The following is a 23,850-nucleotide window of genomic DNA, read 5'->3' as shown; positions in this document are numbered from 1 at the left end:
TTTAGTTTATAATAAATTTGCCAATAGAACAATAACATTGTAACCTGGTCAGGGCGGGAACGCAGCAGCCACATCAAAAAGTGTTGTGTCTGTTGGTTTTTTATTACTGAATATCAGTATTTTTAGTGCTTTTAGACGACATTAGTAATATATACAATGGTTGTTTTGCCATATTGTTTTGTTTTTGAAATTATTAATTCCTTAGGAATTACAATTTGCGTAATATCATCTGTTTCAAGAATTATAGTTCCAAATTTTTCTAAGTATTTCAATTCAACTATTAAATTTAAAGCTTCGTTAACTAAATTGTATTTGCGATAAGGTGGATCAATAAAAATAAAATCAAAAACCCGTCCACCCATATTCCTTAATCATTGAATAGCATCATCTTTAAATATTTGGACATTATTTATTTTTAAATTGTTCAAATTGTCGCTTATTACTTTAAAACACTCAGAATCATTATCAACTAATAATGCTTTTGCACATCCATTACTGATAGCTTCTATACCCATTGCTCCACTGCCGGCAAATAAGTCTAAAACAATTTTTCCTTCAATTTCAAAACGCAATGTATTAAAAATCGCTTCACGTATGCTGTCTTTTGTAGCCCGCGTGTTCTCCTTACGGGGTTGCAGAATTTGCAATCTTCTATACTTTCCTGATATTATTCTAAGCATAAGAGCTCCTAATATTGTGGTATTATTATTTTTATGAATTATAAATTAAAAGTCAGAGATTTTACAATTACACAACTACCCAAAAATGTGCTTCGCAAAAAATCAAAAGATATTCCAATACCTTTGACCCCTGAGGATATTGAGCTTGCTGAAGCAATGATTTATCACATTGATGATTCTCAACTTCCTGAAACCAAATACCAACCTGGTATTGGTGTGGCCGCTGTGCAATACGGTGTTTTAAAGAATATGTTTTATATTAATTTTGGTACAGCTGATCCAGAATTGCTAGAAAATGGTCAAAAACCAGTTAAAGATGTGTTTATTAATCCAAAAATCATCGCTAAAAGCGACTTTCAAGTCGCATTAGCTGAGGGAGAAGGTTGCTTGAGTGTTGGGCAGAACATTACAGGTCAAGAAGGGTATGTATTTCGTGCCAATCGAATAGTTTTTGAAGCTTATTCATACAATGAAAAAAAAGTAGTAAGAGTAGATCTAACCGGCTATTTAGCTATTGTTGCTCAACATGAACTTGACCATCTTGATGGAAAATTGTTTATAGACCATATCGATACGAAAAATCCTTGAAAAATGAAGCCAAACTCACGTTTAATTAATTAGTGCATGCAATTTATCTTTTTAAATATGATAATTTAATTGCAAGTATTACTGCGAAAACTAGAAAGTGATAATATTTGAATATGCAAACATTATTATCTAATCAGAATACAAAATCAAGTTCTTTTAGTTTAGGACCTTTAGATGCATTTATTAATTTTTATAAAGACATAAGTCCAGCAACGATATTTTTTATTGTTGCTGGTATTTTGGCTGTTTTTGTTGCAATAAGTGTACTTTGAGGTTTGGCTAAAGGTTTTTGACCGGCCGTAATCATGTTTATATTTATTGTAATAGGATTCGGTATTTCAGTATTTATTGCAGCAAAAGTTGATATTAATAAATACTATAAATTATTTACTAAGGGCAGAAATGACATTGATAATTTCTGGATATTTAAAGACGAATCTCGCTATATAATTGGTGGAATAATATTATGATGCTCAATGTTTATTTTTTGAATTATCGCCCTTATCGGGACATCTTTAATAACCGCAATATTTGGTTGTAGTGCTCAGAAACTGAAAAAACGTGGCAAAAACGTCAAATTAAATCGTATTTTAGGTGGTGCTATTGCTCCTGTTTCTTCATTAATTCTTGCATCTCCTCTAATCAATAATGTTGGATATTTAGGGAGTGATGGATTTTTAATTACTATTAACGATAAGTTTTTAGAAATTGTGTCAGGTGGTAAGTTGAGGGGTTATTCACGTTTAGCACCTGTTTTAAAAGCAACTACACATCTTTATTCTAATAGAGAAGATTTACAGAAGTTGGCTGATTTCAAAGGTGATGTTAATATAGACAAAACGACAGCAAGGTTTGATAAAGAAAACAACAAATTTGTGATTAAACTTGACGTAAACAATAATTCAAATGCATTAAACTCAGGAAACAATCAAGAATACGAAGAATTAAACAAAAAAATTGAAATTGTCAACAAAGTATTTAGCACAGCATTACAAACTAACGAATCACTGTCATTATTACTTAAAATGACAAGTTTTATAACTAAAAATAAAAATGATGAATTTATAAGCAGATATGCTAAACAAATTGAAAAAGTTAAACAAGAAGCACAAAAAAATGCTCTCGATCCAACGAAGACGAAATTAGAAGTTGTAATTCCAGATGGTATCACAAAACCAAACATTAAATTAACAAAAAAACAAGAAAAGATTGTATTAGACCACTTTACAGAATTGTTTAAAAATAGCAATTTACAAAAAGATGATATCAAAATTTTAACTAATATATTCACATCAAGTTTATCTAATTGAAAACATGCTAGCGAAGTTAAAGCTTAATTAAATAAAGAGGATTTATGGATATTTCAGTAAAAACAGTAGCAAAAAGATTAAATATCAGTGAAAAACAAGTTCAAACAGTTCTTAGTTTACTTGCTGAAAATTCCACAGTTCCCTTTATCGCTCGTTACCGTAAAGATTTAACTGGTGGTCTTGATGAAGAAATTATTAACAACATAAACACTTTATATATTTATGATGTTGAATTAAATAAACGTAGAGAAGCGATAATTGAAATATTAAAGGAAAAAACGCTTTTAACTTCTGAAATTGAGTTAAAACTACGTCAAGCAGAAACCAAGGTTGAGTTAGAAAACATTTACGAACCATTCAAAGTAGGTAAAAAAACAAAAGCGTCTGAAGCAATCGCTTTAGGTTTAGAACCTCTTGCAAAAGAAATTTTTACAAATACGGACATCAACTTTAATCCATTAAAATATGCACAAAAATTTGTTAATGGTAAAGTTGAAAACGTTGAGTTTGCTATTGAGCAAGCTCAATTTATTATTAGTCAATGAATTTCACAAGATCCAAAAACACGCGATCTTGTGAAGAAGGAAATTCTAAATTTTGGTTCAATAGTTACTAAAATTAAAAAAGGTGCTGTTGATGAAAATGAAAACTTTAGCAATTACTATGACCACAAAGAAAGTGTAAAACGAATTCCAAATCATAGAATTTTGGCTATATCACGTGGAGAAGACAAAAAAATTATTTCTTACGACATTACTTTCAATGAAAACCGTGTTAAGTATGAGTTAAATAATATTTATTTTAAGAATAAAAGAACTGGAAAAATTATTTCTAACTGTATAAATGATTCACTTGATCGATTAATAATTCCATCAATTATTCGTGAAATAAAATCAGATTTATTTGAAAGGGCACAAAAAGAAGCTGTCGCTTTATTTGCTGAAAGTTTAGAAAATATGCTGTTATGGCCAGCTGTTAAAAATAAAACTGTTATGGCTATTGACCCTGCTTACGTTCATGGTTGTAAAATAGCGGTCTTAGATCCACAAGGTAATTTTTTAGCTAAGGATATAATTTATCCAACGCCACCCAAAATGCAAATAGAACGATCAACAAGTATTGTAAATTATCTGATCGATAAATACAAGGTTAATGTAATTGCAATCGGAAACGGAACTGCATCGCGTGAAACAGAAGAATTTATTGCTAAATTACTAAAAAAACGTAATAATGAAGACATTGCTTATGTTATTGTCTCGGAAGTGGGAGCTTCTGTTTATTCGGCATCGAAGATTGCACAAGAAGAATTTCCTGATTTTAGCGTGGAAGAAAGATCAGCAATTAATATTGGTAGAAGATTTTTAGACCCTTTGAATGAGTTGATTAAAATCGATCCTAAATCAATCGGCGTTGGCCAATATCAACATGACGTTAATCAAAAGGAACTTTCAGAAGCACTTGCCTTTAAGATTGATAAAATTGTCAATCTTGTCGGCGTTGACTTAAATACAGCTTCCAAGACAATATTAACTTACATTTCTGGGCTTAGTTCTAACATGGCCGCCAATATTATTGAGCATCGTAAAAAAATTAATCGCTTTAAAGATAGAAACGAACTAAAAGATGTTAAGGGAATCGGGCCAAAAGCTTTTGAGCAGAGTGTAGGATTTTTAAGAATTCACGATTCAGAAAACTTTTTCGATCGTACTTCTATACACCCAGAATCGTATAAGTTGGCACAAAAGATATGTGAATACTTAGGCCTAGATCTTAGCAATATTGATACAAAATTACTGCAAAATCAAGACATAAATCAACTTGCGCAGAAAATGAACTCAAATATCTACGATGTGAGCTTGATTTTGGAATCCTTGATGAATCCAACTAAAGATATTCGCGATAACAAAGAGGGTTATAAATTTAAAAAAGACATTTTAAATGCCGAAGACATAGTTAAAGGGATGATTTTAGACGGAAGCGTACAAAGTATCACTGATTTTGGGGTTTTTGTTTATGTTGGCGTTAAAAATAATGTTTTAATACACGTTTCAAATATGAAGAAGGATTCTAATCAAATTATTACCCATCCTCGCGAGATTTTAAAAGTCGGCGATAACATCAAGGTTGAAATATTGGAAAATGATTTAAATCGTAATCGTATCCAAGGTAAATTAATTTACAACTAAATTTTTCATAAAATACACATTTATCAGTATTTTATGTTTTTTTATCGCTTTCATATTAACTTGACACAATTGAATTTACTTACTTAAATCAATAAATTAGTTTTATTTCAGCATTAAAATTTAGCTTTTAAGTATCATTTATATATGAAGAAATTTGTCAGTTTATTTAATACAACAGAATACACTTTTTTAGACTCACTAATTCGTGTGGAAGATTTAGTGGTTAGAAGCAGTCAAGCAGGACTACCTGCAGTAGTTTTAAGTGATAAAGATTCGATGTTTGGTCTTGGAGTGTTTTTAGAAAGTTGTCAAAAAGTTAATATTAAACCAATTGTTGGCGTTGATCTTGGTGTGGGAATGTACCGGTTTATTCTGCTCGCTAAAAATCACGCTGGCTTTGTTAAAATCAACGAGTTAATTTTGCAAAAATCTCAGGGCAATGAAATTGAACCTGAGCAAATCAACGATCCTAACATATTTGTCTTAGACCATCCAACTAAAGGTTATTTTGCATTGACGGGATACAACGGCTACATCGCGGGGTCGAATTATTTTGTGCACTCTGAAGATGCCACAATTCACAACGCAATTTATTTGCGAGAAAATAAAATTATGAATGTCGAAGACAATGAAACACTCAACATTTTACAGAAATTAGGCGACCATCCTACAACTACTCAGACGCATAATTATTTTGATGATTTGAGTATAAATTCAGTATTAATTGACAGAATTCACAATATTATTGAGCAGTGTAATTTTGAACTTCCACCTAAGAAACTTAATTTAGCAATATTCAATGATAATGATTCTAAAACTAATGAAAAACTTTTTTTAAAACTTATTCATAAAGGTATTAAACGTGTTTTTAACGAGTTACCCAAGGATAAGGACGTTTGATACTCACGCTTAAAAATGGAGTTTGACACAATTAAAAAGCTAGGTTTTATTGACTATTTTTTGATAATTCAGGATTTGGTTCAATGAGCAAAAGAACGAAACATCTCCGTTGGTCCGGGTCGTGGTAGTGGAGCGGGTTCTTTAATTGCTTATTTATTAAACATTACAACTATTAACCCCCTTAAATATGATTTATTATTTGAACGTTTTTTAAATCCTGAAAGAGTATCCTGGCCAGATATAGATATTGATATCCAAGATGATCGGCGTGGTGAAGTTTTTGATTATGTAGTGAATAAGTATGGTTATCAAAAAACGGCTTTAATAACTACTTTTCAAAAAATATTAGCTAAGACAGCAATTAGAGATACAGGGCGAATTTTAGGCATTAGCTTAGTGGAGCTTAATCAAATTTCGGCTGCAATTGGTGAATGCAAAACCCTTGACGAAGCATTAAAAACTAATCTAAAATTCCAATTATTGATTGAAAAATACCCACTTTTACTGCACCATGCACTAAAAATCGAAGGTTTGCCACGCCAAGTTGGCTATCACCCTGCTGGAATTATTATTTCACAGGACAACATTTCAAAATACAGCCCAGTCTCGCAAAGTAATATTGGAACACAACAAACTCAATTAACTATGGAGTACATTGAGTCTTTCGGGATGCTAAAAATCGACCTTCTTGGCTTAAAAACTTTAACTGAATTACAGTATATTGAACAAGATTTACCTACGAAATACCATTTTGAAAATATCCTTGCTAATGATCCTTATAAAAAATTATTAAATGATCCAAAAACATTTGAACGTTTAAATCACGGTTTAACACAAGGTATATTTCAACTTGAATCTGACGGTATGAAAAAAACTATTTCAAAAGTCAAAATCAATACTTTTCACGATTTGTATGCGATTATTTCATTATTTAGACCAGGGCCAGAACGTTATATCTCTAATTATGCTGAAAATAAAGAAAATCCGGAGAATATTCAAAAAATACACCCCAAGTACGATGCTATTTTAGAATCTACTTATGGAATTATGGTTTATCAAGAACAAATTATGCAAATAGCTCAACAAGTTGCGGGAATGAGTTTTGCTAACGCCGATTTTTTGCGCCGCGCAATAAGCAAAAAAAACGAAGACGAAATTAAAAAATATAAAGATGAATTTTATCGTGGTGCTTTAAAAAATGGACTGAATCAGTCTCAAATTCAGTTGGTTTTCAGTAATATTGAACGTTTTGCACAATATGGTTTTAACAAATCACACGCTGTTTCCTATGCATTTTTAACAATGAAAATGGCTTATTATAAAACCTATTTCCCTATGCATTTTTACAGCGCATTAATTACAAATATGCGTGGCGACCAAAAGAAAATTTCTGATTATGTGTCTGAAATGCGTAGATTAAATATTAATGTATTTTCTCCAGAAATTATTCATTCAAGTTCACAATGCATTGTTAAGAATAACTCTATGTATTTGCCTTTTGACTTAATCAAAGGTTTTGGAAGTGAAGGTGTAAATAAAATAATTAAATGCAAAGAAGAAAACAGTGATTTTGGTGCAAATTTAAATGACACTTTATTACAATTAAAATTTGCTGGACTGGGCGATTCTGCACTAATAACACTGATAAAAGCGAATGTTTTTCGTAATTTTGGCCATATTAAATTTATTGAGAATGCTTTTAAAACGTTACAAGATTGTTATAAATTAGTTTCCAATTTAGATTGGCAATCAGCACGGCAAAAACTGAATTCGATGGGTTATCTAACATTACAACACGACGAAGTGTCGCGTGATATTAATTATGAAGCTCAAAGTGAAGCTCAACTATTGGGCTCGATATACAATGCGTTTTTAACATCACCATACGAACAAGATTATGTCTATAAGTTAAATAATATACCTGTTGGGCAGACTGTATACGTTCCTGTGCAACTAGGGGCTCGTAAAATACTTCGAGGGAAATCGTATTTTGTTATGGAATTAGTGGATAGTAGTGGGCAGATAACTGTATTTCCTAAAGATAGCGAAATGGATAAATATTCACCAATTCGTGTAGGAGAGGTTTTTGAAGCTGCTTTAAAAAGAACGCAAAGATCTATCAAATTAGTCGATTATAAATTTATAAATAAGTAGGAGAGATATGAATAAAAAATTTCTTTTAGTAGATGGTAATTTTTTGATGTTTCAATCATTTTATGCCTCATATATGCCAAATATACAGTTGATGACAGATAGTCAAGGCCGTAGCACAAATGGGGTTCATGTATTTATGATGACTTTACATAAACTAATTAAGTATATCAATCCTGATTATTTATTTATTGCTTTTGATGCACACGGAAAAACCAAGCGGCACGAACAATATGAAGACTATAAAGCCGGCCGGTCAAAAGCTCCAACTATAATCTTTGAGCAATTTGCAATCATTAAAGATATTTTGAGTTCTTGAAACATAAAATGGTTTGAGCAAGAAGGTGATGAAGCTGACGACTTAATAGCAACTTTATGCAAAAATAGCACTGCTAATAATTATATTTATTCAAAAGACCAAGATTTATTACAACTTGTTGATGCCAATACGGAAGTTATATTTAAATCAAAAGAAGGATTTTTTGATACATATAATATTTATAATTTTGAAAACTATCATGGTATTTTACCTTCGCAGATTCCGGACTATAAAGGTCTTGCTGGCGATTCTTCTGACAATATTAAAGGGGTTAATGGGATTGGGTCGATTGGCGCTAAAAAGCTAATTAATACTTTTGGAAGTATTGAAAATATTTATGCAAATATCTCGCAACTTAAAGGCGCTATTAAACAAAAATTAATTGCCGGTGAAAAAGATGCATTTTTTTGTAAGTCTCTAACTACATTAAATAAAGAAGTTATCATGAACTCAGAACTAGATTTTTACTCTGTTAAAAAAATTGATAAAAACCAGGGCTTAAATAAAATGATGGAATATGAATTAAATTCAACAATTATTCGTTGAAAAAGAATTTCATTTTAGACTTATTAATTAAAAGTGGAATTAAGTTTCCACTTTTTTTCAGTGAAATTATGCTACAAATGAGTAACTTATACACAAATTGTGCGAATTATATTGAAAATTTTACCTATTTATTATTTAGGGTTATTAGTGCCAGAATTCAAAATGATAAAATACATATAAATAAAAATTTAAGACAGCAAAAAATAAGAAAAGGTGAAAAATGAAGAAGAGAAAACTAAGTTTCCTATCTTTAGCACTTACATCTGTGGCATCAATTCCACTAACTGTAATTGCTTGTAAAAATAAAGAAATTAATTATGAAAATATTATTTCGCTAAGTGCAAAAGATGGTTCTTTAACTAAGGATGTAAAAGACGTGAATTCTAGCGATATTCAGGTAACATCTAGTGACAAAAATTACACAGCAGAGATAAAAAATGTAGCACTAGTAAATAATAAACCAGGCACAGTATTAGTCGCGCTAGATATTAAAGATAAATCAGGAAATGTTGTTTTAGCGGATATGCAAAAGACAGTCGAAGGATTTAAAACAACATCAGATTTATCTGAAAAGCCCAAAGTGATTCCCCCAAGTGAACCTGAACCTAATAATCCTGCAAGCCCTGACGCAGATAAAAATCCCGAGACTAAACCTCAAAATCCATCTGATTCTCCAGATAAATTCACTGGCAGTGACAATTCAACCAGCGATTCTGCCGATGTATCAAAACTTAGATCAAAAGAACTATACGATTACTTAAAAAGTGGAAAAAAACTTTTTACTTTCGATGGTAAGCAAGAAAATATCAACAAGCTTCAAAGTATTTCTAAACAAAAAAATAATAGAGTTAAGATTAAACACGAATATGATGGAAATACAAAAAAATACACAGGAAAAATAAATGTTGTATTTTCAAACGATAATAGTCAAACAGGTTTAACTTTAAATAAAGATGTTGAGAAAATAGCATTCACAAATAGAGTAGATAAAAATGAAATTACATTAGCTGCTGGTTCTATAAAAGAAGGGGGTAAAGTAAACTCAAATCAATATGGTTTAGAAGTTATAGTTAAAGAAAAAGATGGAATATACTTATCTTTTAGATTAGTAAATAATGATAAAACTGTATCACCTGATCTTTTTGAAGAATTAATTTACAAATTTAAATCATCAGAAGAAAATAACGCACCAGATAAAAATAGCAATCAAGCTCAACAAGATACTCCTACTCCTAACAATGGCAATGCAGGAGGGAAAACTGAAAAAGTGGAGAGTGCGCCTACCGAAAAATACAAAAACGAGCATCTTTTCCAAGTAGCCACAGAGAAAAAAGGTCAAATATTTCAATTTAGTGGCAAAAAAGCTGATTTTGAAAATTTAATAAAGGCGGCAAAAAATACAAGCAATCCCATGTTAAAAATTGAGAACAGTAGGGGTAAAATTAAAATCTCTTTTTCGTGAGGTCAATTAAAAAAAGAATCACACGGACTAACATTAATAGAAGAACTTTCTAATGATAATAATGTTTTAACACACACTGAACAAAAAAGAACTATTGTACCTGGGAATGATGACAAAAAATTAGGTATTTTTATTGAATATAATGAACGTGAGAAAAAAATACTTTTAGTTTATAAACTTGTTAAAGAAAATAATGAAGGTTTTTCTGATAAATTTCAGCAACAAATTTCAATGCCATTAGAAGAAGTGTTACCTGCACCTAACTTAAAAGATGATAAAAATATCTCTAATTCAACTAGAAAAGAAAATAGAAACGATAATGCTCTTCCTGAACCTGAAAAAGCGAATCCTAAAAGTGATGAAGCACAGTCAGAAAATATCGCAAAGAATAATAAATTAGATAATCAAAAAGAACAAGATAATGAAATGAAAACAAATCAAAATTCTGGCAATAGCGAAATGAACAATACAAAAGGTGAGGAAAATCATCAAGAAAAACCTAATAATTCTGATGGTTCAATACCCAAAAATCAATCTGACAAAAAAATTATGGACGGTGATGACACCACAAGTAAACAGGAAAATAGACTGAATGTTGATTATTTAGAGCCAGAAATTAAACAACAAGCAGATGAAAATACTTTTTTGATCATTGGTGATGGCGTAACATACAAACAATTAAAAGAACAATTAAGGAATGGTGACCATCTTTTTATAATAGAGCCTAAAAATGGCAATTCTGTTGCGACTGGAAAAAATAAAACTAAATCTAAACGAATAAATAATATAAAGTTACCTGACAAACTAAAGACAATATTTGAAAAACATAAGTATAAAGGGCTTATTTATTCAGCTTCAGAAACTGCAAATAAACCCAATAGGAATAAACAATTTTTCGACACAGAATTCAACGACACCGAAAAAACAATCACTCTTAAATTTAAAACCCCATTAAAAACTCCTGCCGGCACTCTTTCAGAAGTTATTACAACAACAATTAAATTTACATCTTAATAATTTAAAAACATATATTTAGTTTTAACCCTAATATATGTTTTTTATTTTGTATAAATTAGATAATATATAAAAACAATTCCATAGTGCTAAATTACATATTAATAGTCTATGTTTAAGTATATATTTAATTAGAGTAGAATTAAATTATGAGTATAAAAAGAAAATTAGGTTTTTTAGCTTTCGGAATACCTTTTGGAAGTGTTGTCGTTGCTTCTTGCACCCAACATTACGTGCAACAAAAAGGTCTAGAAGTTAAGCTAGCGGATAACGAAAAAGTTAACTTTAAAAACATTGATTCAGAGTTAAATAAATTTAAATTATTTGATAGTGGTAAAGAATTAACAAAAGGATATCGATTAGAGATAATTCACAAAGTTATAAATGATGATAAATCTTTATCATTAAAATTTAAAATTGCTCTAAATGAATTTGAGGTTGTTAGACAATTAAGAATAGAATCTACAAATGTAATTGTTGAAAAAGACAAAAATAATGAAGGGCAGGACACTCCTCCTAAAAGAAATATAAAAAGAGAAAAAAATAAGAAACCAAGGGTACAACCCAATCCTGAACAGGATGGTTTAGATGACGACGATCCAGATGATAAAGATTACATGCCCGGCGATAATGAAGTTGACGGTAATGAAAATGTTGAGCCTGAGAATGATCGAAAAGATGAACCGGTAGAACCAAAAAATCCTTCAGATAGTGGAGAAAATGTTAATCCACATCAACCCGATTCCGGGCAAACAAAAAAAATAAATCAAAATACAAACAAAAAACACGTTAGAATTGCGTCATGGAATGTTAAAAACTATGGAGATAAAACATTATCTAAAAATCCGGTTAAGGCTGAAGCTGTAGCGTCAGTGATTTTTGCGAATGAGTACGATCTGGTTGGTTTAACTGAATTAGATGGTCCTAATGTCCCGAATGAATTAGTTAAAAAACTAAATGAATTAGAAAAAAAGAATCGCCCGAATGAGAATAATATTTGAAAATCGCTTATTTCCGATGATTATCCAAAAGGTTCTGCGGATAAAAAAGCAGCTTTTTTATATAAAGATAATATTATTTCTCCTTTAATTTTAAACAATAACAAATACTATACCTTTTATAATGGAGATAAATTTGAACTTAAATTTGGTGGAACAGAAAATAAAGAAAGAAAAGCACCATTTATTGCTAAATTCGGATCAAAAGTTAGTGGCTATGAAAATGTAAACTTTACATACGCTATTTCTCATTTTGATGGTCCAGGGGTTAAAAAAGACAAAGGTGAAAAATCTATGAGAAAAGGAAATGGTTCTTTTGAATTTAATGAAGCATGAAATATAAAAAATGTTTTTGATTGAATGAAAACAATTAACGGCGGTGATGATGATTTAATTTTTCAAGGTGATACAAATATTAAAAAGGGTAATGAAAATAGAGCTTTTGGCTGAGTGGGTAGTTACGAAAATGCTAAAATGGTCTTAAATGAACAAAAAGACAATACATCATTAGGAAAAAATATGGATAAGTATTCACAACCTTATGACAAAATAATCCATAGCTCGAATCTAAAATTTACTAACCCGCAAGTATTTCACTTATACGATTTGGTAAAAAATCCTAATATTTTCCAATATTCTTCTATTAATTCTATTAATGACTGAGTAACTTACTTTAATAGTAAATCAAATAGTTATTACAATAATGAATGACAATACGTATACGATGGCGTTTCTGACCATTGCCCAATTAGCTATGATTTAATTTTGGATGCTAATGACCCTAAATAAATGAATAAAACAAGCTCGCTATTAGTTGAGCTTGTTTTAATTAATGTTAAAAGTGAGTATAAACACTTGTTATTTAAACTCTAATAAGAGATGAAATCTCGATGTTTGTGTTAGCAAATTTAGAACGACCGTTAAGTTCTGAAAGTTCTAAAAGTAAAATAATACGTTTAACTATGGCGCCTTGTTCTTCAAGGAGTGTAACAATTGCTTTTGTTGTGCCACCGGTAGCTAAGACATCGTCAATAATAGCCACGGTTTGACCAGGTTTGATAAATCCGTCCTGGATTTGTAAAACATTGTTTCCGTATTCTAAGTCGTAGTTTTTACTAATAACCTTACCAGGAAGTTTACCTGGTTTGCGTACCATAATAAAGGGCTTTTTTAATTTAGCGGCGGTAGGAGTACCGAATAAGAAACCTCGAGCATCAGGGCCGACTATGACATCACAATCCTTGGCTAAAAGAGCCATTTGGTCAATCGTATAACTTAATGCTTCACCATTAGCCAACAATGGGGAAATATCCTTAAATAAGATGCCCGGTTTAGGAAAATTTTTAATATCACGAATATATTTTTCAAGTTGCATTTGCTTCTCCAAACTAAATTGTTACTGCAACATCTTCAAAGAATTCGATAATATCATCTTCTTTAAAGTCGTTGTATTTTTTAATGGTCATACCAAAATCTTTACCTTTTTCAACTTCTTTAACATCATTAACATCACGTTTTAAAGAGTCAATAACACCCTCATAAATTAATTTACGGTTTCGAATAATTTTTACTTTACATCCCGCTTTGACAACACCTTCATCTAACATAACGCCGGCAATTGTTCCAACTTTCGAGAAGAAAAATGTTTTGACAACATGACCAGAACCGATTTTTTTCTCTTCGTAAATAACAGCTTTTTCACCATCTAATCAAGCTTGCATATCTTCGATAACTGAATATACGACATCATAGTAAACAATTTTGATGCCTGATTGCTTAGCGTTTTGTTTAATGTTTGGGCTGGGTTTGATACGGAATGTAACAATTATAGTGTTTGAGGTTTGAGCAAGAAGAAGGTCAAAGTTAGTTACCTGTCCTGATTGCGCACCGATAACTTTAATAATAGCTTCATTGTTATTCATGCCATCAATACTTGCTTTTAAAGCCTCAGCAGTACCTTGAACGTCTGAACGGATGATGACATTTAGAATTTTTTTGCCGTCCTCATCGTTTGTGTTTTGGCTTCGATTGAATAGGTCTTGTTTCTTATCCATTTGTTGTTTTTCGAGAGCAATTTTTTTGGCGTATTTTTCGTCTTCAAACGAGATAAAACGATCACCAGCAAGTGGGGCTGTGTTTAGTCCTGAAACAACTACGGGTGTGCCGGGTGTGGCACTTTCGATATTGTTGCCAGCAGTGTCTTTAAGGGCTTTAATGCGCCCATAACTTGAACCAGCAACCATAAAATCACCTTTAAATAAAGTTCCGTTTGTGATAATTAAGGTTGAAACTGTACCCACGCCTTTATCCGAGCGTGATTCAAGGACGATTCCGGCAGGATAGCGACTTGGATTAGCTTTTAGTTCCATTAGGTCAGCTAAAGCGATAATGGTGTCTAATAATAAGTCAATTCCCTCTCCAGTTTTGGCTGAACCATAAATTATTGGAACATCACCTCCGTATTCTTCAACAATAACATCGTTTTCCGCCAACTCGCGCTTAACACGTTCAGTGTCTTTAACAGCTTTATCCATTTTATTAACGAAAACAATTATCGGCGCATTAGCAGCTTTTGAGTGTTGAATCGCTTCTTTTGTTTGAGGCATAACACCATCATCGGCGGCAACTACTAAAATTACGATGTCAGTAATTTGAGCACCTCTTGAACGCATTTGTGTGAAGATTTCGTGCCCTGGAGTATCAATAAATGTAATATCGCCTTTTGAACTTTTAACTTGATATGCTCCAACGTGTTGAGTAATACCACTTGATTCGCTTTGCGCAATTTTGCTATTGTGAATATAGTCTAATAAAGTAGTTTTACCATGGTCAACATGCCCCATAATAGTGATAACCGGCGGGCGTTTAACAAGCATTGATTCATCGTCATTAAACTCAACACGGTTTAAAAAGTTTGAAGCATCAATGTTTTGTTCTTTTTTAAAGTCTAAACCGTTTTCTAAACACACTTCTGCTATTTCTTCTTCTTCAAGCATATGGTTAATTTGATACATTTTTCCACGCATCATAAATCTTTTAATTAAATCATTTGCATTTAATCCGATTTTAGTAGCAAATTCACCTAAAGGCATAGAGTTAGTAAAAATAAAGACACCATTTTTAACTTCTGTTTTAATATTTTTTAATTGCGACTCTACATCTTTTTGGTTTGATAATCTATTCTTTTTAGACATTCTACCCCCCTTAATTCTTCTTCAATTTGGTTATACACTTCTTTAGTCACGTTGGTTCGAAAACTACGGTTTAATGCCTTAGTTTTCTTAACCAATTCCCAATTTTGTTCATTGAGATTAATATAACAACCTCGACCCTTTTTAATTTTGTCAAGATCAAGTGAAATAATATTGTTTTTTTTATCAAAATCTACACGCACAAGCTGATCAAGAGGTAATATTAAACCAGTAACAATACACTTGCGTCGAACCATTTTAATCTCAGTCCTCGTCATTCATAAAGTCTTCTAAATCAAAGTCATCTAGACCAAAATTAGATAAGTCATCATCAACTTTGAAAGCCTCAATCGCTTCTTTAACTTTACGATAGTCTTCCACGTCAACCCTAGTTTGTTCTTTTTTAGCTTCTTCAGCACTTAATTGTGCGGCTATTTCATCAATGGTTAATGGCTTTTCAACCTCAGTTTTTGGCTCGACAGCTGGTTTACCATAAAGCTCATTAACATCTCAGTCCATTTGTGAGTGATCGATATTTTGAAATTCACTTTCTTTAAATTCTTCAACATCTTTTTCGAATGAATCGGCAAATACACTGACTTTATCAAGATCGTAAAACATATTGTTTTTGTGTGTTATACGAGTATTTTTGCGTGTATTGCGTGTATGTGAAGCGCTGTCATAAGTTTGTTTGTTATATACAAGTTTTTTAGCATCAGCTTCTGCTTGTGAGATGATATCAATATTACGTCCAGTTAGTGCAGAAGCTAAGGTTACATTGACACCACGCCGTCCAATAGCGGGGGTTAAGTATTCTTTGGCCACCACAACTCAAAAAGCATTATTACTTATACTATCAGCCTTTATAACGACATCTAGAACTCGTGCAGGACTCATTGCATTTTTAATAAATTTAATTGGGTCTTCATCATATAAGATAACATCAATTTTTTCACCAATTTCCTGGCTAACCGCATTGATTCTTTGACCATTAGGCCCGATAATAGCTCCGAATATATCGAAATCAGTAGGAGCAAGTTCGCTAAGTTTAAAAGCAACTTTTGTACGTTCTCCGGGTTGACGCACAGCATCAAAGATTTCAATAACGCCTTCACTAATTTCAGGAATAGAACGTTTTAACAGTTCGATAACATTTTCTTTCGAATCAACAGAAACCTGAACTTGACTTAATTTAGCTTCTTCTTCAACGTGTGTAATTGTTGCATAATCATATTGGCCGCCTTTGATTTGGCGCTTAGAACTAATTAAGTTAGCTGGTAGATAAGCAGGTGTAAGTGTTTCATTTTCCTCTGTGATTTGGACATTTCAAGAACCATCTGAGTTTTTGGTGTTAAATTTAATACGTACTCTTTCGCCAATACGGTCTTTGAAGTTTTCATAAACTCGTTGTTTACGCAACATTGACATACCTTGTTGTATTGATGAGTGAATAGTTTTTAATACAAATGAGTATTTTGTGTTTTTAACAGCTGAATTTAACTGAACTAAATCTAATGGTTTATCAATTACATCGCCTTCCTGAGCGCTTGGATTGATTTTTTGTGCGTCAGTAAGTGAAATGAATGTTACATACATTAAAAGTTTTTCGTTGTCACCTTGTGATAAATATTCATTAGCTTCATCATCGCTAATCACAACCATTGTTTTAATAATGGGGGTAAGTGTTTTTTTGGTTTCATCAAGAATGTATTCAACTTCAATCTCAGGGTCTATTTTAGATAGAATTTTAGTTGTTTCCTCATTAAAAACATTAATTATATCGTCTAAATTTAGTTTTTGATTTTGTTCAAATGATTTAACGATTTCATAAAAATTTAAAGCCATTTGCGCATTTGAAATGTTGCTCATTATAACTCCTTAAAACTTAAAATATTTTTGAATTGAACTAATATTGCTTTTAGTTAAATTGATTTTACGAATATTGCCTTTTTGATTTCATTGGCATGTAATTTCCTCGTCACCTACTGACAATAGTTTAACTTTAAATTCATTGGTTTTGTACTCGTTTTTGTGTGTTTTTATCAGTAAATCAGTGCCGATATACTCGTCCAGGTCATTGATAGCAATATCGATTTTGGTGCCTGGTGAATGGATTGAAACAAAGTGGAAAGGCTCAAATAATTTTTCATCTACCTGCGAATTTATCTCTTCCGTTATAGTTTTTATATCGTCTAAATTAGTATATTTTACAGTAATATCAAGAATAAAAAGTCCATCGGCCTTGGATTCTTTTGCCTCAATGATTACATCTCCGAATTTTTCTTTTAAAAATGCAGTTCAGTTCAATATAACTCCTTTAAAAATAACAAAGAGTTGCACCAGCAACTCAATTATTAATTTGACTTGATGTTTTTATTATAACACAACGAGAAATTATAACAATTTGATTTTTTTAGTATGTGAGTCAAAAGCGAATTAAAATTCAGCATCAAGTAAGCATGGACGCTGAATTTATTAATAAAACAGAGTTGAGTGTTTAAAATAAGATGTGATGATGTTGGATTGTTTTAAAATTTATTTGCAATGTTTTGCTTTTTATTTTTTTATATTATAATAATAAAGATTTTTTCAACCAAGTTAATTTGGTCGAGTAGAAAAAAGGGGGCTTATTATGGCAAATATTAAATCAAAAGTAAAACACATTGCTAAGTCAGAAGAAAACAGACTAAGAAATAACGCAATGAAAACCAGAGTTAGAAAAGCTATTCGTGCGGCAAGAGAAGCAATTATTGCAAAAGACGCTTCTGCAACTGAATTGGTTAAAAAAGCACACTCAATTATTGCAACTGCTGTACAAAAAGGTGTTTTCCACCCAAATAAAGGGGCAAGAAAATCATCTCGTTTAGACTTATTTGCTAACTCTCAATCAAAAGCTGAATAAGCTTTCTTATCTTAACAGTCTGTCAAGACTGTTTTTTTGTTCGCTTTTATTAGAAATGAAAATGCAAGACGGTAACTTACGAGACGTCTTGCATAATTAGTAGTATGTACTCTTATTTAAGAATTTCTTTAATAACAGTAGCAATTTTAGTTTTGTCAACAATGAATTTGCTTTCTAGAGAAGGTAGAGGAATTGTAACGTCAGCACCGTTTAAACGAACTGGAACATCTTTTAGATAGTCAAATGCTTTTTCGTTTACACGTGTGATGATTTCAGCTGTTAGTGAACCAGATTGTACTGATTCTGAAATAGCCAATAGACGTCCTGTTTTCTTAACTGATTCTACAATTGTAGCTGTATCCATTGGTTTTAGAGTTCTTAAGTCAATAACCTCAATCGAGTATTCTTTTCCTTCTTCAGCTAGAAGTTTTAAAGCACCCATTGTTTCGTGAATCATGTGGCCGTATGTTACAACAGTCAAGTCATCACCAGGAACTTTAACATCAGCTTTTCCTAGAGGAATTGTGTAGTATCCAGCTGGAATTTCTTGTTTGAAAGCACGGTAGTCGTGTTTGTGTTCTAGGAACACAACTGGGTCATTGTCTTCAATTGATGAAATTAGAAGACCTTTTGCATCGTAAGGTGTAGCAGGCATAACAACTTTTAGACCTGGAATGTGGCAAAATAGAGCTTCGATTGATTCTGAGTGGTGCTCTAGAGCTTTAACTCCACCACCACAAGGCATTCTCAATACCATTGGAACACTTAATTTACCACGTGAACGGTTTCTGATACGAGCGGCATTACCGAATAATTGACCTAAACCGTAGAATACGAAACCTGAGAATTGAATTTCAGCAACTGGTCTTAAACCTGCAACGGCTGAACCAATAGCTGTACCAACGATAGCTGATTCTGAGATAGGAGCGTCAAATACTCTATCAACACCATATTTTTTTTGCAAACCTTGGGTAGCACGGAAAACTCCACCTTCGTACCCAGCATCTTCACCATAAACGATGATTGACTTGTCTCTTTCCATCATAACGTCCATTGCGTTTGTGATGGCTGCAATATTATTAACTAGAATTTTTTCCATAATAATCTCCTTTATTTATATAACCTTATTGGAATCTTTTATGAGCTTCGTATTGTTCAACAAGTTCTTCAGGTAATGTTTCAAAGGTGTATTTAAATACTTCGTCAAATCCTTCAGTTGCTAGGGTTGCAGTTGACTTGTCATAAGCTTTTTTGGCGTCTTCAGTTGCGTCAGCAATGAATTTTTCTTTATCAGCTTCAGTAATAATTCCGTTTTCGAATAAGTATTTTTCAATACGGTGGAATGGTTCTCATTTTTCGTGTTCAATTTCTTCTTCTCTTGTACGGTATACACGAGGGTCATCACTTGTAGTGTGTTGTCCTTGACGTCATGTAACCATTTCTAGTAGAACTGGTCCATTTCCTTCACGTGCTCATTCAGCAGCTTCGTGTAGAGCTTCGTATGAAGCTAACAAGTCATTACCGTCAACACGTAGTGAAGGAATATTGTAAGCTATACCTCTTTGTGAAAGTGTTTTAACAGCGTAGCTGTTGTGTTCTGGAACTGAAATAGCTCATCTGTTGTTTGAAATCACGAATACAACAGGTAATTTGTATAATGATGCTCAGTTTAATCCTTCGTGGAATTCACCTTCGTTTGTACCACCGTTACCGATAATTGTGAAGGCAACTGCACCGTTTCCAGCCATTTTTAGTGCTTTAGCAACACCAGCTGCTTGTGAAATTTGTGATGCAATGATAACTTGCATTGGCATTGTGTTTGAAATGAATTTTGAACCCAATTCTGAACCTCTTCAGTATAGGTAAATTGATTCCATTGATTCACCACGTGCTAGTAGTGTTGCTAGAACACGGTAGTGAGGCACAAACCAGTCTTCTTTTTTCATTACAAAACCTAGAGCTGTTGAGAATGCTTCTTCACCTAACATAGGTGCAAATGTTCCTAAACGTCCAGTTTTTTGTAGTGTTAAAGCATATTCGTCTCATGAACGTGATTTACGCATGTTGTGGTACATGTCTCTTAATAGTTCTTTCGACGCTGTTGGTTTGAATGATTTGTCAATTAGATCACCGTTAATGTCTAAGAAACGAATCATTGTGTCTGGGCAACTCATCACTTTGCCCGCTTCGATGAATTTGTATTTCATTTGCGTTTCCTTTCTAGATAGAATTCGTATATTTTTTATACAACTTAATTATAATATAGAAATAATTATTTAAAAACTGAATATGGTTTATTACCAATAATTCAAAAAATGTATTTTGACGTGTAAAACGAGTACAAAATACGTTTTTTGTGTTTTTTAGGCTGATTTTATTAATAATTTATGCAATCATTCACACAACAGTGAGGAAATTTCAAACAAATATGTTGAATATAAGAAATATTTTTTAATTTTTGATTAGTAAAAAATCTTGCAAAATGACTATTTTTTATGAGCGATATTCTTTTATAATTAGAATTATGAAATATGCAATTGTAGTAGATTCTTCAAGTGCCTTAACTCAAGAACAAGCACGTAAGTTAAATTGACACTATTTACCTTTACATATAGTAATAAATGGTAAGAAGTATCGTGACGGTATTGACGTTAATGGTTTAAATTTATTTGAGTTTTATGGCAAAAAAGAAGATGGTAAAACATCAGCGGTTAATTTAGGCTTGGCTGAAGAATTATTTACTAAATTATCAAAAGAATTTGATAAGGTTTTAGTTTATCCAATTTCAAAAAATTTATCCGGAGGTTGTGCGTCTTTAACTGCTTTGGCGAAGGATTTTGAAAATATTCGTGTCGTCCAGTCTATTCAAGTTTTACAAATGATTATTTTAGATCTTGTTTGATTCGAACACCAAATGAGTATTGACAGTTCTAAATTTGAGGAATATGTTGTACAAATGGAAAAAGGGGTTGGTCGCAAATATGCAACTTTAATTCCAAAGTATAATGATTACTTAGTTAAAGGTGGTCGCCTACATCCGACAGCGGCCGCGACAGCTAAAATGTTCAAAATCGTTCCCAAAATTTGTTGAGAAGATGGTTTTTTGAAAAAAGAGGGAATTGGCAGAAACTTTTTAAAAACTTCATTAAAAGCAGTTGAGGACAAAGCTCAGATATTACCAATCGATAACAATAAAAAATTGATTACAATGGCTCTGCATTCGATGTCGGATGAGCAAGAATTAATGCCGTTTTGTGCAAAAATTACTGAGATTTTAGGCGTTGAACCAATAATTGATTTAATTGCCCCGGTAGTTTCAATTCATACAGGACCTGAAGCACTAGCGGTATTAGCGTTCGAGGTTGAACCGGAAATTCAACAGAAATTCAAGGATTTATTCAAATTAGTTAAATAATTATGTTAGCGTAATTATTTTTTGTAAAAAAGTATAAAAAAATGGCAGGAGTGACAGGACTCGAACCCATAACACGCAGGGTTGAAGCCTGCTGTTCTACCATTGAACTACACTCCTAACAATAGCTATACAATTATAGCAAAAAAATATAAAAAATAATTTATATTGCTATAATTTTATTATGCAATCATCTCAAAAACACGTAAATGTAATTTTAATTAACAGAAATAACAAAATAACAATTAGTCGGCATGCATTAATATTTAAAATGGTTTCATTAGCTGTATATTTAGCTTATTTTATTGTTTCTGGTTTTTCAGTATTTTTGGCGTATATTCCATTTGGTCCCTTTTGATTAACTTACCTGCCACTGATTGTTGCGATGGCGACATTTCAATTTGGATATTCTGGGGCTATGGTTGCTGGTTTTGGTTTTGGGATTTCTTCATTTATAGCTTCAATGCTTCTTGGCTTGTTTTGATTCCAAAACCTTGACGTTTCAGTTGTTTCGCGCCTTTTAGTTGGGGTTGTTTCGTGTTTTGCTTACCGAGTATTAAACATAAAAAAAAGTCCAAAATTATGAAAATTTGTTCTTTTAACACTCGTTGCTACTGAATTTAATTCAATATTCGTGTTTGGTTCATTGTATATTCACTCTAAATTTATTGGTGAATTAAGTGGGCTACCTCCTTTAAGAGATATGTTGATTTTAAACACAATTAATTTAATAGCTGAACCTATACTTAACGTTTCAATGTCGGTTTTATTATTCATGCCTGTTCTTGGATTGAAACAGAGATACGAAGCTAGAAAAAACGTGTCATGATAACGTTTTTTTATTTTATTTTTTTAAAAATTGGCTTCAAAATGCGTTTTAAGTTTTTATTATTTAAGTTATAATATATGCACGCCGTCATAGCTCAGTCGGTAGAGCACATCCATGGTAAGGATGGGGTCGCAGGTTCAAGTCCTGTTGTCGGCACCATATGTTAATTCACTATTTAACTGACTTATAGTCAGTTTTTTTATTGAATTTTGTGTAAAAATCAATAAAAAACTCACGGTTTTCCGTGAGTAAATAAGAAAAGTTATTATATTAAGGACTAAATTTTATTTTGTTGCGTCAATAAAAATTTTCATTGCCTTATTATCAGATGCATTTAAGAATGTGTCATAAGCTTTCATCATGTCTGAAAGATTAAATTTGTGTGTGATTAAGCCTTCAACCGGTAATTTTCCAGTAGAAACAGCATTAATTAACATTGGAAGTGTATTTGTGTTTACAAGTCCTGTTGTAACAGTAATGTTTTTGATTCATAGTTCTTGAACATTAAAGTCAACTTTTTTACCGTGAACACCAACAACTGAGATATTTCCACCAGCCTTAACAATTTTTTGGCAAGTATCTCATGTTTGTGGAATACCAACAGCTTCGATTGCAACATCAACACCATCAGCTCCCACAATTTCTTTTAGTTTATCAATTAATGTTTCATCTGGTGTTAATGTGTGTGTGGCTCCTAATTGTTTTGCCATTTCTAGACGGTTTTTGTCAAAGTCTATAACCACTAGATGAGATGGAGAGTATAATTGGGCAGTTAGTAAAGCTCCCATACCTACTGGACCCGCTCCAACGATTGCAACAGATTTACCTGGTGCAACTTTTCCATACTGTACACCGATTTCGTGTCCTGTCGGAAGTGCGTCAGATAGCATAACTGCTACCTCATCAGAAATTGATGTTGGGTATTTGTATAAACTATTGTCAGCAAATGGAACTCTAACGTATTCAGCCTGTGTACCGTCAATCATGTATCCGAATTTTCATCCACCCTCTGCTTCTCTACAGTGTGAATATAATTGTCTTCTACAGTTGTCACATTTTCCACAAGGTGTTACACAACCAATTAGAACTTTATCGCCAACTTTGACATTTGACACGCCTGAGCCAATTTCTTCGACAATTCCAATACCTTCGTGTCCAAGAATTCTTCCGTCAGCAACTTCTGGGTTTTTACCCTTATAAATACCTAAATCAGTACCACAAATAGTAGTTCTTGTAATTTTTACAATTGCGTCTGTAGGTTTTAAAATAACCGGTTTGTCAACCATTTCTAGAGCAATGTTATGCTCGCCATGGTATACTAATGCTTTCATTTTCATATAATGTTAACCTCTTTATTTTTGT

19 protein-coding genes, 2 tRNA genes and 1 other RNA gene are annotated in these 23,850 nt (G+C 32.1%); 12 read left to right on the top strand and 10 right to left on the bottom strand.

Annotation, left to right across the window (positions count from 1 at the left end; translation table 4 throughout):
* The first annotated feature begins 17 nt into the window (after window positions 1-17).
* An RNA gene (gene ffs, locus MCFN_RS03520) (signal recognition particle sRNA small type) lies at window positions 18-102 on the top strand.
* A gap of 29 nt (window positions 103-131) precedes the next feature.
* Here the strand turns inward: ffs and rsmD are convergent.
* Window positions 132-680: a 16S rRNA (guanine(966)-N(2))-methyltransferase RsmD gene (gene rsmD / locus MCFN_RS03275; protein ID WP_038562340.1), complete on the bottom strand. Its 549-nt coding sequence runs from the start codon at window positions 678-680 to the stop codon at window positions 132-134.
* 33 nt (window positions 681-713) lie between these two features.
* Between rsmD and def the strand changes: the two genes are divergently transcribed.
* The 7 genes from def to MCFN_RS03455 all read left to right on the top strand — a co-directional run bounded on the left by def (window position 714) and on the right by MCFN_RS03455 (window position 12,943).
* Window positions 714-1,301 (top strand): peptide deformylase, encoded by a 588-nt coding sequence (gene def / locus MCFN_RS03270; protein WP_125075585.1) that lies wholly within the window; start codon window positions 714-716, stop codon window positions 1,299-1,301.
* Window positions 1,302-1,381: 80 nt separating this feature from the next.
* A complete protein-coding gene (locus MCFN_RS03265; protein WP_038562337.1) occupies window positions 1,382-2,605 on the top strand; it encodes an MFS transporter in 1,224 nt (407 codons plus the stop codon).
* 17 nt (window positions 2,606-2,622) lie between these two features.
* Window positions 2,623-4,764 carry a helix-hairpin-helix domain-containing protein gene (locus MCFN_RS03260; RefSeq protein ID WP_038562334.1) on the top strand — a complete coding sequence of 714 codons (2,142 nt, stop codon included), beginning with the start codon at window positions 2,623-2,625 and terminating at the stop codon, window positions 4,762-4,764.
* A gap of 144 nt (window positions 4,765-4,908) precedes the next feature.
* Window positions 4,909-7,818 carry a DNA polymerase III subunit alpha gene (gene dnaE / locus MCFN_RS03255; protein ID WP_038562331.1) on the top strand — a complete coding sequence of 970 codons (2,910 nt, stop codon included), beginning with the start codon at window positions 4,909-4,911 and terminating at the stop codon, window positions 7,816-7,818.
* Window positions 7,819-7,825: 7 nt separating this feature from the next.
* Window positions 7,826-8,698, top strand: a complete 873-nt coding sequence (locus MCFN_RS03250) for a 5'-3' exonuclease (RefSeq protein WP_038562328.1) — start codon at window positions 7,826-7,828, stop codon at window positions 8,696-8,698.
* Window positions 8,699-8,900: 202 nt separating this feature from the next.
* On the top strand, window positions 8,901-11,156 hold the full coding sequence (locus MCFN_RS03240; RefSeq protein ID WP_038562323.1) for a hypothetical protein: 2,256 nt from the start codon (window positions 8,901-8,903) through the stop codon (window positions 11,154-11,156).
* A gap of 149 nt (window positions 11,157-11,305) precedes the next feature.
* Window positions 11,306-12,943, top strand: coding sequence for an MnuA family membrane nuclease (locus MCFN_RS03455; protein WP_051604594.1), 1,638 nt, complete (start codon window positions 11,306-11,308; stop codon window positions 12,941-12,943).
* 73 nt (window positions 12,944-13,016) lie between these two features.
* On the opposite strand, the gene MCFN_RS03230 is transcribed toward MCFN_RS03455, so the two are convergent.
* From MCFN_RS03230 to MCFN_RS03210, 5 genes are read right to left on the bottom strand one after another with little or no spacing between them, the layout of a single operon-like run.
* Window positions 13,017-13,529 carry an adenine phosphoribosyltransferase gene (locus MCFN_RS03230; protein ID WP_038562320.1) on the bottom strand — a complete coding sequence of 171 codons (513 nt, stop codon included), beginning with the start codon at window positions 13,527-13,529 and terminating at the stop codon, window positions 13,017-13,019.
* Between the two features lie 13 nt (window positions 13,530-13,542).
* Window positions 13,543-15,348: a translation initiation factor IF-2 gene (infB, locus tag MCFN_RS03225; protein ID WP_038562317.1), complete on the bottom strand. Its 1,806-nt coding sequence runs from the start codon at window positions 15,346-15,348 to the stop codon at window positions 13,543-13,545.
* Window positions 15,309-15,602 carry a YlxR family protein gene (locus MCFN_RS03220; protein ID WP_223211390.1) on the bottom strand — a complete coding sequence of 98 codons (294 nt, stop codon included), beginning with the start codon at window positions 15,600-15,602 and terminating at the stop codon, window positions 15,309-15,311. The genes infB and MCFN_RS03220 overlap by 40 nt, the downstream gene beginning before the upstream one ends.
* 1 nt (window position 15,603) lies before the next feature.
* Window positions 15,604-17,214, bottom strand: coding sequence for a NusA N-terminal domain-containing protein (locus MCFN_RS03215; RefSeq protein WP_038562310.1), 1,611 nt, complete (start codon window positions 17,212-17,214; stop codon window positions 15,604-15,606).
* Between the two features lie 9 nt (window positions 17,215-17,223).
* On the bottom strand, window positions 17,224-17,652 hold the full coding sequence (locus MCFN_RS03210; protein WP_038562308.1) for an LSm family protein: 429 nt from the start codon (window positions 17,650-17,652) through the stop codon (window positions 17,224-17,226).
* Window positions 17,653-17,977: 325 nt separating this feature from the next.
* Here MCFN_RS03210 and rpsT point away from each other — a divergent pair, with 325 nt between their 5' ends.
* A complete protein-coding gene (gene rpsT / locus MCFN_RS03205) occupies window positions 17,978-18,247 on the top strand; it encodes a 30S ribosomal protein S20 (RefSeq protein WP_038562305.1) in 270 nt (89 codons plus the stop codon).
* 112 nt (window positions 18,248-18,359) lie between these two features.
* On the opposite strand, the gene MCFN_RS03200 is transcribed toward rpsT, so the two are convergent.
* The gene (locus MCFN_RS03200) at window positions 18,360-19,346 is read right to left on the bottom strand and encodes an alpha-ketoacid dehydrogenase subunit beta (RefSeq protein WP_038562302.1); all 987 of its coding nucleotides are present in this window, start codon (window positions 19,344-19,346) and stop codon (window positions 18,360-18,362) included.
* Between the two features lie 25 nt (window positions 19,347-19,371).
* A complete protein-coding gene (locus MCFN_RS03195) occupies window positions 19,372-20,454 on the bottom strand; it encodes a thiamine pyrophosphate-dependent enzyme (protein WP_038562299.1) in 1,083 nt (360 codons plus the stop codon).
* A gap of 317 nt (window positions 20,455-20,771) precedes the next feature.
* On the opposite strand from MCFN_RS03195, the gene MCFN_RS03190 reads away from it, so the two are divergent.
* The gene (locus MCFN_RS03190; protein WP_038562296.1) at window positions 20,772-21,662 is read left to right on the top strand and encodes a DegV family protein; all 891 of its coding nucleotides are present in this window, start codon (window positions 20,772-20,774) and stop codon (window positions 21,660-21,662) included.
* 42 nt (window positions 21,663-21,704) lie between these two features.
* Here the strand turns inward: MCFN_RS03190 and MCFN_RS03185 are convergent.
* Window positions 21,705-21,779, bottom strand: a tRNA-Trp gene (locus MCFN_RS03185).
* Between the two features lie 64 nt (window positions 21,780-21,843).
* Here MCFN_RS03185 and MCFN_RS03180 point away from each other — a divergent pair.
* Together MCFN_RS03180 and MCFN_RS03175 are read left to right on the top strand one after the other, a co-directional pair.
* Window positions 21,844-22,491, top strand: a complete 648-nt coding sequence (locus MCFN_RS03180) for a hypothetical protein (RefSeq protein ID WP_038562293.1) — start codon at window positions 21,844-21,846, stop codon at window positions 22,489-22,491.
* An 80-nt stretch (window positions 22,492-22,571) separates the two neighbouring features.
* A tRNA-Thr gene (locus MCFN_RS03175) sits at window positions 22,572-22,647 on the top strand.
* 125 nt (window positions 22,648-22,772) lie between these two features.
* Here MCFN_RS03175 and MCFN_RS03170 read toward each other — a convergent pair.
* A complete protein-coding gene (locus tag MCFN_RS03170) occupies window positions 22,773-23,825 on the bottom strand; it encodes a zinc-dependent alcohol dehydrogenase family protein (RefSeq protein ID WP_223211389.1) in 1,053 nt (350 codons plus the stop codon).
* Between the last annotated feature and the right edge of the window lie 25 nt (window positions 23,826-23,850).

The sequence above is a fragment of the Mycoplasmopsis californica genome (assembly GCF_000695835.1).
Taxonomy (GTDB): Bacteria; Bacillota_I; Bacilli_A; order Mycoplasmatales; family Metamycoplasmataceae; genus Mycoplasmopsis; species Mycoplasmopsis californica.
This window is presented reverse-complemented; position numbering and strand designations above follow the sequence as displayed.